Origin of the sequence: Acinetobacter sp. WCHA55, assembly GCF_002165305.2 — a bacterium.
In the GTDB taxonomy this organism is placed as follows: domain Bacteria; phylum Pseudomonadota; class Gammaproteobacteria; order Pseudomonadales; family Moraxellaceae; genus Acinetobacter.
Window position 1 is genome coordinate 324,751 of record NZ_CP032285.1, and the last position, 12,544, is coordinate 337,294.

10 protein-coding genes and 2 pseudogenes are annotated in these 12,544 nt (G+C 41.5%); 7 read left to right on the forward strand and 5 right to left on the reverse strand.

What is annotated here, in order from left to right:
- Positions 1–54: 54 nt before the first annotated feature.
- Both salA and CDG62_RS02635 read right to left on the reverse strand, forming a co-directional pair.
- Positions 55–1,344, reverse strand: a complete 1,290-nt coding sequence (gene salA, locus CDG62_RS02630) for a salicylate 1-monooxygenase (RefSeq protein WP_019838315.1) — start codon at positions 1,342–1,344, stop codon at positions 55–57.
- A gap of 200 nt (positions 1,345–1,544) precedes the next feature.
- Positions 1,545–2,459 (reverse strand): LysR family transcriptional regulator, encoded by a 915-nt coding sequence (locus tag CDG62_RS02635; RefSeq protein WP_019838316.1) that lies wholly within the window; start codon positions 2,457–2,459, stop codon positions 1,545–1,547.
- Between the two features lie 449 nt (positions 2,460–2,908).
- Between CDG62_RS02635 and cml the strand changes: the two genes are divergently transcribed.
- From cml to CDG62_RS02655, 4 genes are all read left to right on the forward strand, one after another.
- Positions 2,909–4,174 carry a CmlA/FloR family chloramphenicol efflux MFS transporter gene (cml, locus tag CDG62_RS02640; RefSeq protein ID WP_020753574.1) on the forward strand — a complete coding sequence of 422 codons (1,266 nt, stop codon included), beginning with the start codon at positions 2,909–2,911 and terminating at the stop codon, positions 4,172–4,174.
- The gene (locus CDG62_RS02645) at positions 4,167–5,372 is read left to right on the forward strand and encodes an ISL3 family transposase (RefSeq protein ID WP_020753573.1); all 1,206 of its coding nucleotides are present in this window, start codon (positions 4,167–4,169) and stop codon (positions 5,370–5,372) included. Before cml ends, CDG62_RS02645 begins: the two co-directional genes overlap by 8 nt.
- Positions 5,305–6,741 (forward strand): aldehyde dehydrogenase family protein, encoded by a 1,437-nt coding sequence (locus CDG62_RS02650; protein ID WP_081316864.1) that lies wholly within the window; start codon positions 5,305–5,307, stop codon positions 6,739–6,741. Before CDG62_RS02645 ends, CDG62_RS02650 begins: the two co-directional genes overlap by 68 nt.
- 72 nt (positions 6,742–6,813) lie before the next feature.
- Positions 6,814–7,905, forward strand: coding sequence for an NAD(P)-dependent alcohol dehydrogenase (locus CDG62_RS02655; RefSeq protein WP_019838318.1), 1,092 nt, complete (start codon positions 6,814–6,816; stop codon positions 7,903–7,905).
- 86 nt (positions 7,906–7,991) lie between these two features.
- Here CDG62_RS02655 and CDG62_RS02660 read toward each other — a convergent pair.
- Positions 7,992–8,156, reverse strand: a pseudogene (locus CDG62_RS02660) (S-(hydroxymethyl)glutathione dehydrogenase); the annotation flags it as partial.
- A 62-nt stretch (positions 8,157–8,218) separates the two neighbouring features.
- Between CDG62_RS02660 and CDG62_RS02665 the strand changes: the two are divergent.
- On the forward strand, positions 8,219–8,923 hold the full coding sequence (locus tag CDG62_RS02665) for an IS6 family transposase (RefSeq protein WP_058952605.1): 705 nt from the start codon (positions 8,219–8,221) through the stop codon (positions 8,921–8,923).
- Between the two features lie 294 nt (positions 8,924–9,217).
- On the opposite strand, the pseudogene CDG62_RS02670 reads toward CDG62_RS02665, so the two are convergent.
- A pseudogene (locus CDG62_RS02670) lies at positions 9,218–9,673 on the reverse strand (recombinase family protein); the annotation flags it as partial.
- A 61-nt stretch (positions 9,674–9,734) separates the two neighbouring features.
- Between CDG62_RS02670 and CDG62_RS02675 the strand changes: the two are divergent.
- Positions 9,735–10,439, forward strand: a complete 705-nt coding sequence (locus CDG62_RS02675; protein ID WP_001067784.1) for an IS6-like element IS1006 family transposase — start codon at positions 9,735–9,737, stop codon at positions 10,437–10,439.
- A 91-nt stretch (positions 10,440–10,530) separates the two neighbouring features.
- Entirely contained in the window at positions 10,531–10,770 is a 240-nt protein-coding gene (locus tag CDG62_RS02680; RefSeq protein ID WP_033917553.1) for an ATP-binding protein, read from the forward strand.
- A 102-nt stretch (positions 10,771–10,872) separates the two neighbouring features.
- Here the strand turns inward: CDG62_RS02680 and CDG62_RS02685 are convergent, their stop codons facing one another.
- Positions 10,873–12,387 carry an MFS transporter gene (locus CDG62_RS02685; RefSeq protein ID WP_033917554.1) on the reverse strand — a complete coding sequence of 505 codons (1,515 nt, stop codon included), beginning with the start codon at positions 12,385–12,387 and terminating at the stop codon, positions 10,873–10,875.
- Between the last annotated feature and the right edge of the window lie 157 nt (positions 12,388–12,544).

Consider the following 12,544-nt stretch of genomic DNA (forward strand, 5'->3'; position numbering starts at 1 on the left):
TCTCATCATGTGAGAAACTTAGCGTCCTTTGCTTTTTCGATTTGACTTCTAATTTCAACCTACCAGTTTTAAATGCTGCTGAATGTCCAGCTGTAATGCTGTGTTAGCATCTTCAATATCCTTTTCAAGCGAGTGTTGCCATAACCAATCAAATCGATGTGCTAAATGTGCGCCTACTTCTTCAAAGCTTGGATAATCGGGTGAATAAAGTTCATAAATTTCCCCCGACTCATGGGAGGTATGTTGAACTTTAACTGCGCGATCTAAACGGATATCTTCATAAATTTTTGATACCAATTTAATATTTTCTGCTGTGAGCTGTGGATTGGCCAATAAGTTAGCCAAGATCAGTGCGTCTTCCAAGCCCTGCCCTGCGCCGGCACCCTGATGCGGTAACATGGCATGTGCTGCATCACCAATCACAATGACATTTTGGGTTTTATTTTTATAGGTGGTTAAAGGTGGTGTTTCATGTAATGCCCAAATCGTCGGCTGTTCAATCAGATTCAATAATGCCTGACAACTCTCACTCCAATCCGCAAAGTCATCTAACATTTCTTGTTTAGAAACGGATTTAGTCCAAGGCGTATTTTCAGGTAATGTCGTTTGGGTACGGTCTGATTTAAAGGCAACAATATTAATTTCTTCGCCCTGACGAATTGGGAAGGTTAAAATATGTTTATCTTTACCTAACAACATTTGAGGCACTTCAGCTAGTTCTGGATCATTACCAAGCTCTTTAATGGCTTGTTTAAAGTCCTCAAATTTAATGATTCCACGATAAGCCCAAGTTCCAGAAAATTCCGGACTTACACGTTTCAGCTGGTGAGAATCAAGTACATGGTTACGAACTACAGAATGGATACCATCACATCCAATCAGATAATCACATTCAACACGCTGACCATCTATAAATTGAATCGAAACCTGATGATCTGTAGCCTTAATTTCTTGTACTCGTTTGTTAAAATGCACATTTTTATGCGGAACCAAAGGAATCAGCGTATCCAAAAAATCTGCGCGATGTACAGAAGATTGCCCCACATTCGGAGCTATAGAAGCTGATAAGTATTCATCGGTATAACCATTACGCCATTGAAACCAGATATCGGTAAAAGGGGCTTTTACTTTGTCTGCGATACTTTCATATTCGTTCGCCAAGCCTAATAAGTGAATTGCTTTTACAGCATTTGCACCAAAAGAAATTCCTGCACCAATTTCAGAAAATTGCGGGGCTGCTTCATAAAGATGCACATCTAAATTTTGATTTTTCACCAATTGTGTAGTAAGTGCTAATCCTGCAATCCCACCACCAATCACCGCAACTTTAATCTTTTTGTCCATTTTTAGCATTCCTTACTAAACTGCTTAGATTTCCATCATTAGCGATTTTTCAGAATTTATCCAATTTATATTTTTTAACTTGAACTATCTAAATTTTTGATACTTATTATTTATAAGGACATGATCTAATTAAAAGATATTAAATATCTGATTCATAAGGATGGTGATTTAACTGAATCAGAATTTTGGATTAATCAATTTCACAAAACACTATTTCTTAATATTAAAAATTTATTTTTAATAAAATCAATGAAATACTTGTATTTTAGCTGTGTAGAATTATTTTCTCGATAAACCATATATAAGTTTCTATGCAGTGGATTAAACTCTGTCAAACATTCAACTATTTTTCCTGATGATAAATCAGCTTGAATGTCCCAATTCAATTTATAAGCAATGCCCTGGCCTGCTAATACCCATTGATGAACTATTTCACTACTACTACTAGACAATTGAGGTGAGACTTTTACTATTGTATTTTTACCATTCTCCATAAACGGCCACTCACTAAATGTATGCCGATTTCTGATCAAACAGAGACAGTGATGATCCGCCAAACTATACGGATTATCGGGTATTCCAAACTTTTTAAAATATTCAGGAGATGCGCAATAAATTTTTTTACCTTGTATAAGCGGGACAGAACAGTAATCAATCTCTAGAGGGACTTCAATCTGAAAGGAGAAATCGAGTTCCTGTTCCATTAAATCTACTTTTGAATCAGACAATAATAATTCAATGTTTAAATGAGGATATTGTTTTGCAAACTCTGCAATCCAACCAGCTAAATGCTGTTTCCCGAATTGATTGAGTGAACCAATTCGTAATCGTCCAGTCAAAAAGTCCTGTTCACCTTGTAAGTTATTTTCCATTTTTTCAAGTAAGGACAAAATATGCTGGGTATTTTCTAAAAAATATTCCCCTTTTTCAGTTAACTTGAAACGTCGAGAATTTCGATCAATTAACTTAACGCCGAATCTCTGTTCGATTTGAGATAGACGACGGCTCATTGATGGCAATGAGCTTTCCAACAAGACTGCAGCACGTGTAAGTGAACCTGCCTCTACAATTTTTAAAAAAAATTCTAGATCATTCACTTTATCTCTAATTTTCATTCTTTCATTTTATGAAACTTAAACTCTCATTTTAGCCTATTTTTTCTTCTTAAATATAGTTCATATTATCTAAATTCAAAATAAAGGATGCATTATTTTGAATTTTCAAATACTGAGAATCTATTCTTACACTACAGAATGAATCTGGGTGCTTTCAAGGAGAAATACATGTCACTAGTTCACATTTCAGGATTTATAAATGGCGATTTTTTACCCATTGCCACCCAGACTCAGCCTGTATATGATCCAGGGAATTTTAGGTTCTTTGCACTTTAGCGTGAAGATTGTTACGATATGGACTCATCCATGAGATAACCCGCACATGAGCGCTACCAAGAAAGCAGACAAGTAAGCCGCAGCAACCTTCGTTTTCGGTTGTTGCGGCGTTCTCAAGAACCTAGTTGCTCTGCAAGAGCGCCGCCAAATTCTTAACTTAAGGAGATGGCTTCGTGCGCTCAAAAGATTTTTCTTGGCGGTATTCTCTTCCCGCCACGCTATTGCTGTTATCACCATTCGATTTGCTGGCGTCACTGGGCATGGATATGTACCTGCCCGTGGTGCCTTTCATGGCGGATGCACTTGGGTCCGGTGCAGGGACGATCCAGCTGACGTTGACGGCATACCTGGTTTTGCTTGGAGCCGGACAGCTTCTCTTCGGCCCACTGTCGGATCGGCTGGGTCGCCGCCCCGTTTTACTTGGTGGCGGGATTGCCTATATTGCGGCTTCATTCGGCCTCACCGTAGTTTCATCGCCAGAACTTTTTCTGAGCTTCCGCGTTCTTCAGGCCTGCGGCGCTTCGGCATGTCTCGTTTCCACTTTCGCGACGGTACGCGACATCTATTCGGGCCGTGAGGAAAGCAACGTCATCTATGGCTTGCTCGGCTCTATGCTTGCGATGGTTCCTGCGATAGGCCCACTGCTAGGAGCGCTGGTCGACGCGTGGCTCGGATGGCGCGCAATCTTCGGCTTGCTAGGGATGGCAATGATAGGCGCTGTTATCGCAGCCTGGCGACTCTGGCCAGAGACTCGGCGGCACCGGACGGCAGACCTACAGTGGTCGCAGCTATTGACTCCTGTGAAACACCTGAACTTCTGGCTGTACACGCTCTGTTACAGCGCGGGGATGGGCAGCTTTTTCGTCTTTTTCTCGACCGCCCCCTGGCTAATGATGGGGAGGCAAGGGTTATCGCAACTTAGCTTCAGCTTGCTATTTGCTACAGTGGCCATCGCTATGATGGCTACAGCGCGAATCATGGGACGACTGATTCCCCGGTGGGGAAGCCTGAAGACCTTACGAGTGGGAATGGGGTGTCTGATGGCGGGAGCGCTGTTGCTCGCTGTTGGCGAGACATTGGCACCGGTCTCGGTGCTTGGCTTCATCGCCCCGATGTGGCTCGTGGGTGTTGGTATCGCCACTGCGGTATCGGTGGCACCCAATGCCGCTCTTCGAGGTTTCGATCATATCGCTGGGACCGCTACAGCAGTCTACTTCTGTTTGGGTGGACTACTGTTAGGGATTATCGGGACACTCATTATTACGCTTTTATCGACTGGTACCACCTGGCCGATCATCGCTTATTGCCTCATCCTCGCAACAGCAGTGCTTTGTCTGTCCTGCATCAATCCCAACAGACGCCATCTCAGCCAAGAAGAACATGATGCCTTGGCGCTACAAGGCACCGATAGCGCGCAATCGGTCCATGATCATGACTAGCGCTGATGTTTGGAGCCTGTTCTGGAAGGGCTTTTCGCCAGCGTCTCATGGGCTTCTAGATGAACAGACTTTGCTGATCCGTCTTACACACGACGAGGAGCATACGCCAATTTGTAGCCGATGCGATTGCCCTTGTTTCCTGGTACATGACATCAATTGGCGCCGAGTTCGCGAGTCACCAATTATGCAGTATCGCGTCGAGTTGGATGTACCTGTGCGGCGGCTGCGTTGTCCACAATGCGGTCCAACCAGAGAGCGGATCGATTGGCTACCACCGCGCTCCCGTATTACGCAATCATTGCGCAACTGGATTGAGAAATTAGTACAGATGCTGCCCGTCAGTCATGTTGCCAATCTTTTGGGCTTGCATTGGCATACAGTCAAGACTATTGACATGGAGCGGCTCAAACGTGATTTGCACGAGCCAGATCGAAGTCGATTGCGCCGCCTGATGATGGACGAATTCGCCTTGCACAAGGGTCATCGCTACGCCACGGTGGTCGCCTGTGCCGACACCCAGCAAGTGGTGTGGATTGGCGAGGGCCGCTCGCGTGAGGCGATCCGGCCGTTCTTCGAGTGGTTAGGCGATGCCCGGAACCAGATCGAGGCAGTGGCCATGGACATGAACTCAGCCTTCGATCTTGAAGTGAAGGCCCAGTGCCCCAACGCGGTGGTGGTCTACGACCTGTTCCATGTGGTGGCTAAGTATGGCCGCGAAGTGATGGATAGAGTGCGAGTTGATCAGGCCAATCAACTGCGAGATGACAAGGTCGCCCGCAAGGTGATCAAAAGCAGCCGTTGGATACTGTTACGCAATGCTGACAACCTTGAGCCCGAGCAGGCGGTCAAGCTGGACGAACTCCTGGCCGCCAATGCGTTCTTGACTACGGTGTACGTGCTCAAGGACCAACTTAAGACGCTATGGTTTGCGGAAAGCGAGACGACGGCCAGAAGCGCCTGGCGGGAATGGGCCGGCATGGCCCTCGGTAGCGGAATTGATGCTTTGGTACGATTTGCCAAGAAGCTGGAGCCATATATGGAGGGTATCGTTTCCAGTGCCCTCCACCGGCTGAACACCAGCGTGCTGGAGGGCATGAACAACCGGATCAAAGTCATTAAGCGGATGGCCTATGGATACCGCGACACGGACTACTTCTTCCTCAAGATCCGTGCTGCATTTCCCGGCAAAGTGCGATGAACTGAATTTTACCCATCAAATTGGTTCTATTAGTAATACCAGTTTAAATGATGTCGAAAATGCTATTAATATTGCACATCAAGCTTTTCTTAGCTGGAAAGACAGTAGTATTGCTGAACGTCAAAACTGTTTAAAACAGGCTGCCGATCTCATTTTTCAAAAAAAAGATGAACTAAAAGAACTGCTTATTTCTGAACATGGTGGCATGCTTTGGGAAGCAGAAACTGATTTTTATTTGGGTTCAGGCGTAATGAGTATGTATGCTCAGGCTCCAGATGATCTTTTGATACCTAAAGAAATTTCAGAAGAAACAGGCTGGATACGAATTCATAAAAGACCTAAGGGTGTCATCTCTGCAATTGTGCCTTGGAATATGCCTATTGTATTAACAATGATGAAGTTAGGTCCTTTATTACTTGCAGGTAATACTGTGGTATTGAAGCCTTCTCCATTCTCAGCATTGGCTTTAACTCAATTGCTTGCCAAAATAGCAGCCGTATTTCCAAAAGGCGTGATTAACGTCGTACATGGCGATGCAGATGTAGGAAATATTTTAACGAGTCACCCTCTAGTTCGTAAAGTTGCATTTACTGGTGGCACAGCCACCGGTGCAGCCGTAATGGCAAGTGCAGCGCAAACAATTAAAGATGTCACTTTAGAATTAGGTGGAAATGATGCGGCAATTATTTTAGAAGATATCGATTTCCAATCTATCCTACCAAAATTATTAAAGGGTGTATTTACACGTAGTGGGCAAATTTGTTTTGCAGTTAAACGTATATATGTGCCGAAAGATAAGCTTGATCAATATTTCGATCTTTTCTGTGAAGAAGTGGATAAATATAAAGTTGGCCATGGCTTAAATTCAGCTGCCAATTTTGGCCCACTCAACAATAAAAAGCAGTGGGCTATCGTACAGAAATTTATTGAAAATGCTAAAGCCTCGGATCAATGTGAAGTACGTGAGTTAGGTCAAAAACTGAATCCAGAACAATGGGACAATGGATACTACGTTCTACCGCACGTCGTGAAAACCCTAGATAACTCATTAGAGATTGTTCAGCAGGAACAATTCGGACCCATTATTCCACTGATCGGTTATGAAACTGTAGAACAAGCGATTGAATATGCAAATGATAATGAGCAAGGTCTATGTTCATCTGTTTGGTCTGACAATATTGAGCTTGCCTATGATATTGCACAAAAGATAGAGGCGGGTAGTACATTTATTAATAGTCATAGTTTTGACTCTTTACAACTCGGCATGCCATTTGGTGGAATCAAGCAAAGTGGTATTGGTCGTGAATTAGACATCAATGAAACATTGAAATCATATCTAGAACCCCACTCTATTCGACTTATTAAATGAAGATCTAGACCATATTAATTTATAGGTTATCTAGCGAAAAGCTAGATAACACTTACATTTAAGGAAAAATGTATGAAAATCAAAGCTGCACTTGCGAAAGAAAAAAATTATCCATTAGTTATTGAAGAAATCGAAATTGAAGAACCTAAAGAAGATGAAGTTCTAATAAAAATAGTTGCATCTGGTATTTGTCATACTGATGCAGAATCAATAAAAGGAAATGGAACTCCTTTCCCAGCAGTATTAGGACACGAAGGCTCAGGAATTATTGAAAGAGTTGGTTCAAACGTTACTCATTTAAAAGTGGGTGATCATATCGTCCTATCTTATTCATACTGTAACTCTTGCTCCCAGTGTCTTACAGGGCACCACAATTTATGTATACGTACTGTTGAACTTAATTTTGGTGGAAAACTACAAGATCAAACCTATCGACTGCATAAGGATGGTCAAAATTACTCTACCTTTTTTGGACAGTCGTCTTTTGCCACCTATGCTGTAGCAAATATAAATAATATAGTCAAAGTGGATCATGATGTAGATCTGAGATTACTAGGTCCTTTAGGATGTGGTATTCAAACTGGTAGTGGTACGGTGATGAACAGCTTGAAACCCGAACCTGGAAGCTCTATTGCCATTTATGGAGCAGGTGCAGTTGGATTAAGTGCAGTGATGGCCGCTAATCTTTTAGGGCTAAAAAATATTATCGTTATTGATATACATGAAAATCGTCTTGAGTTAGCGAAAGAACTTGGAGCTACTCATGCTCTAAATAGTCAAAGTTTAAATGTAGTAGAAGAAGTGAAAAAAATTACAGATGGCGGTGTTCATTATGCAATTGAAACGACCGGTGTTCCTGTTGTCATTAAAAATGGAATAGATTCATTGAGAGTAGCAGGAAAAATCTCGATTGTCGGTATGGGAGGAGATGTAACTTTAAACTTTACAAATGATATTTTGATGGAAGGTAAAACGATTGTAGGTACGATACAAGGTGACTCTACTCCTCAAGTACATATTCCTAAAATCATTGAATATTATAAAGAAGGAAAATTTCCTTTCGACAAGCTTGTAAAATTTTATAATTTTAATGATATTAATCAAGCATTTGAAGATTCAAAAACTGGCATAACGATCAAGCCAGTAGTTATAATTGGCTCATAGCTTACTTATAGTTATAATTAAGCTAAAAAATATAACTCATTGTTAGTACAGTACTTCATTTATAAGTACTGTACTAATCAATATGATTATTCGTAATGAATTACTGTACGAATCGATTTACCTTCGTGCATGAGGTCAAAAGCTTCATTAATGTTGTCCAAGCCCATGGTATGGGTCACAAAAGGCTCAAGTTGAATTTCCCCCTTCATTGCATCTTCAACCATGTCCGGAAGTTGTGAACGACCTTTCACGGCACTGTTGCAAATAGCCATTGATGATAAGCTAAATAGTTTTTTAGCTAAAGGTTCAGTGTATGAATCCCTTCCATGGTCGGCATTTTCAGGGCGAAATCATTCTTTGGGCTGTACGCTGGTATTGTAAATATGGCATCAGCTATCGTGAACTTCAGGAAATGCTTTCCGAACCCGGTGTAAATGTTAATCACACTACTATTTACCGTTGGGTTCAACGTTATGCTCCTGAAATAGAAAAACGCTTACGCTGGTATTGGCGTAATCCTACACATCTCGGCACATGGCATATTGATGAAACTTATGTAAAAGTGAATGGAAGATGGTTTTATCTGTATCGTGCAGTCGATCAACGTGGCTTTACCATTGATTTTTACCTTTCTTCTAGACGTAATACCAAATCAGCATATTGTTTTCTTGGAAAAATTTTAAATAATGTGAAGAAGTGGCAAATTCCACAAGTGATCAATACGGATAAAGCACCCACATATGGAGGTGCTTTATCACGGTTAAAACGGGAAGGAAAATGTCCACCAGACCTTGAGCACAGGCAGGTTAAGTACAAAAATAACGTGATCGAATGTGATCATGGCAAGCTAAAGCGGATTATCAGGGCCACCTTAGGATTCAAATCTATGAAAACGGCTTATGCCACAATTAAAGGTATTGAAGTCATGCGTGCACTACGTAAAGGACAAGCTTCATCATTTTATTATGGTCAGCCTCAGGGTGAAGTGTATCTGGTGAATAGAGTTTTCGGTCTCTAAGCACTTTTTAAAGGGAACATCATCGACTCAGATCCCTATTTGCAACAGTGCCGTTATAACTTTAGGAATTTCTTTTAAGTTATTTCTATATTTTATGAAAAATAGTTTCTATTTAAGCTGTCCTAAAATTAGCCCAATGCAGCCTATATAAAATACATTTTATTTATATTTTAAAAATCAGCAACATAATACTTTGTAAAATCCCATTCAATTTCTAATAGGATTTTTTATTGATTTATCACGTTCTAAGGCTTTCATAATCTCAACTAAATATAGTCGCCAATTCAAATTGAGTTACTCACCTGCTTTTAAATACCGATATACCGCCTGGCGACTAATTCCAAATGCTTGGCCTAATGCCATTTTTGAAGAGTACTTCCCTTCCTTCCATGCTTGTCGTAAAGCTTCGGCCTGATCAGGTTTCAATTTGTGTACCCGGCCTTTATACTTCCCTTGAGCAGAGGCGAGTTTAATTCCTTCCTTTTGTCGCTCCAGAATAATCTCACGTTCAAACTGTGCAAAAGCCCCCATCAGTTGCAGCATCAAATTATCCATCGGGGTGGATTGGGCCGTAAAAGTAATATTTTCTTTTACAAACTGGATGGCGATCCCTCCTTTAACCAGTTTATCTACTTCGGTAACCAAATCTTTTAGGCTTCGTGCAAAACGATCCATGGAATGTACAACAACCCTGTCCCCTTCCCGGAGATAGTTCAACATTTCCTGAAATTTCGGCCGGTCGGTATTTTGGCACTGTTGCAAATAACCACGAATGGTAAGCTGAAGACTGTTTTAGCTAAAGGTGCAGCATATGAATCCTTTCCATGGTCGGCATTTTCAGGGCGAAATCATTCTTTGGGCTGTGCGCTGGTATTGTAAATATGGCATTAGCTATCGTGAACTGCAGGAAATGCTGGCCGAACGGGGTGTGAATGTTGATCACACGACTATTTACCGTTGGGTTCAACGTTATGCTCCTGAAATAGAAAAACGTTTACGCTGGTATTGGCGTAATCCTACAGATCTGAGCTCGTGGCATATTGATGAAACCTATGTAAAAGTGAATGGACGATGGTCTTATCTGTATCGTGCAGTCGATCAACGTGGCGATACCATTGATTTTTATCTTTCTTCTAGACGTAATACCAAATCAGCATATTGTTTTCTTGGAAAAATTTTAAATAATGTGAAGAAGTGGCAAATTCCACAAGTGATCAACACGGATAAAGCACCCACATATGGACGTGCTTTATCACGGTTAAAACGGGAAGGTAAATGTCCACCAGACCTTGAGCACAGGCAGATTAAGTATAAAAATAACGTGATTGAATGTGATCATGGCAAGCTAAAGCGGATCATCAGGGCCACATTAGGATTCAAATCTATGAAGACAGCTTATGCCACAATTAAAGGTATTGAAGTCATGCGTGCACTACGTAAAGGACAAGCATCGTCATTTTATTATGGTCAGCCTCAGGGTGAAGTGTGTCTAATCAACAGGGTTTTCGGTCTCTAAGTACTTTTTAAAGGGAACATCATCGACTCAAATCTCTATTTGCAACAGTGCCATAAATATTATATCTGTAACCACAGTAGAACATTGGGTATTGACGTTTGAAGATGAAGGTCCAGGTATTGATGAATCGCATCTTAAACACCTGTTCAAACCCTTCTATCGTCTGGAAGACTCTAGATCACGTCTAGATGGCGGTACTGGATTAGGCTTGGCAGTGATTGATGCAATTATTGAAGCACATCAAGGTCATATTTATTATTCTAAATCCAAAAACTTAGGTGGCAGCTGTTTTACTATTCAACTGAATCGTAAGACATCAACTCATTTATAATGTGTTAAGTTCAGATCAATAGGCTTCATTTAAGCGATAAATATAAGATAACTTGATGTCTGAACTTAACAATTCTGTTTGATGATCCTCAAATAAATTTCATCACAATGAATTCTCATCTCGATATTTAGCTAGCATAAAAAATACCACAATGGAGAGTATGCCGATGATAATACCTGCTGTTGATAATAAATTCACATGAGCTGAACTGAAGGCTATTTTACCTGCATTAATCAATGCAACTCCTTGCTCTGTAGGTAATTGGCTCGCTACTAAATAGGTATCACCAATCGATAGTCTGGCTTTTTCTGCTAAAACAGCAGTTAAATCTGACGGCACTTGAAGATGACTGCCAAATATATAGGCCATGAAAACACCAAATAAAGTAATACCTAGTCCTGTACCCAGTTCATAACCTGTACTTTCAAGTGAACCTGCCGCACCGCCCTTTTCTGCAGGTACTGAGCCCATGATCGCAATGGATGAAGCTGTTAAACCAATACTCAGTGTTAATCCAATCGAAGCTAAAATAAAGGGAACGATGATTCCCGGATGATGAAAATCTGAATAACTCAAACTGACCAACGCAATTGCTGCCAATATTAATGACATGGTCGCAACCAGACGGAGTCCAAATTTATTGGATAAAAAACCAGCAATAGGCCCGCCAATAGCGGCCGCAACCATAATCGGAACCATAAAAAGACCGGCTTGCAGCGGTGTTAAACGAATGACATATTGCAGCTCCATTGCCAAAGTTAACTCAACCCCTGCCAAAGCGCCTGCAGCAACCATTGCCATAATAATGCCGGCTAAAATAGCAGGACGTGAAAATAGCGAAAGATCTAGCATCGGCTGAGGAGAATTCAGCTGTTTGCGTACAAATATGGTTAATAAGCCGATAGATAAAACGACCAAAGGCAAGACAATCAACAACGACTGTTTACCGCCTAAGCCTGCTTTTAGTGCATATACAAACGAAATCAAACCGACAATCAGCAATAGCGCTTGACCAAATGCCCAATGTCCAGGGGTTATAGCTTCTTTTCGGGACAATAAGAAATAGCACATTGGTGCGACAACCAGCATGATTGGGACGTTAATCAGGAAAACTGAACCCCACCAGAAATATTCTAACAATCCCCCACCAATGAGCGGTCCAATGGCGGCACCGGCTGATCCGATTGTGCCCCAAATACCCAGCGCAATGGCACGTTCGCGACTGTCTTCGAAGGTTCTGCGAATAATACCCAATACACAGGGCATAATCATGGCACCGCCTAATGCTAATAAAGCACGTGCGGCAATCAGCATAGAAGCCGTTTGGGAAAATGCCGCAAGGACTGAGGCAATTCCAAATATAACCAAGCCAATCAGCAGAATCTTACGATTGCCGACACGATCAGCCAAAGTTCCCATCGGAACTAAAAGTCCAGCCATAAGTAATGGATAAATATCAATAATCCATAAGACTTGGTTGCTTGTGGCACTCAGCGATTGGGTTAATGAGGGAACCGCAACATGCAGTACAGTCATATCAATCACAATCGGCAGAAATGCAAGCACGACAGCGAGCAATATCCACCAGCGTTTCGGATCAAGATTGGAAGCTTTCATTATTAAACCTACATAGATGGTCTATTCACAATTATTTGATGCTAAACAGCCTTACCATCTTGAGTGATAATATGCTCTTTGGGTTTATTTATATCTGTTGCCAAGTTTTCCTGTAAAAACCTTGTCAACAGATGGCTGTTTTTTTATCTCGCAGATT

Excerpts from the sequence above, each read along its gene's own strand:
- salA (WP_019838315.1), bottom strand. The coding sequence starts at position 1,344 with ATGGACAAAAAGATTAAAGTTGCGGTGATTGGTGGTGGGATTGCAGGA.
- CDG62_RS02635 (WP_019838316.1), bottom strand. The coding sequence starts at position 2,459 with ATGAAAATTAGAGATAAAGTGAATGATCTAGAATTTTTTTTAAAAATT.
- CDG62_RS02645 (WP_020753573.1), top strand. The coding sequence starts at position 4,167 with ATGACTAGCGCTGATGTTTGGAGCCTGTTCTGGAAGGGCTTTTCGCCA.
- CDG62_RS02650 (WP_081316864.1), top strand. The coding sequence starts at position 5,305 with ATGGATACCGCGACACGGACTACTTCTTCCTCAAGATCCGTGCTGCAT.
- CDG62_RS02655 (WP_019838318.1), top strand. The coding sequence starts at position 6,814 with ATGAAAATCAAAGCTGCACTTGCGAAAGAAAAAAATTATCCATTAGTT.
- CDG62_RS02665 (WP_058952605.1), top strand. The coding sequence starts at position 8,219 with ATGAATCCCTTCCATGGTCGGCATTTTCAGGGCGAAATCATTCTTTGG.
- CDG62_RS02675 (WP_001067784.1), top strand. The coding sequence starts at position 9,735 with ATGAATCCTTTCCATGGTCGGCATTTTCAGGGCGAAATCATTCTTTGG.
- CDG62_RS02685 (WP_033917554.1), bottom strand. The coding sequence starts at position 12,387 with ATGAAAGCTTCCAATCTTGATCCGAAACGCTGGTGGATATTGCTCGCT.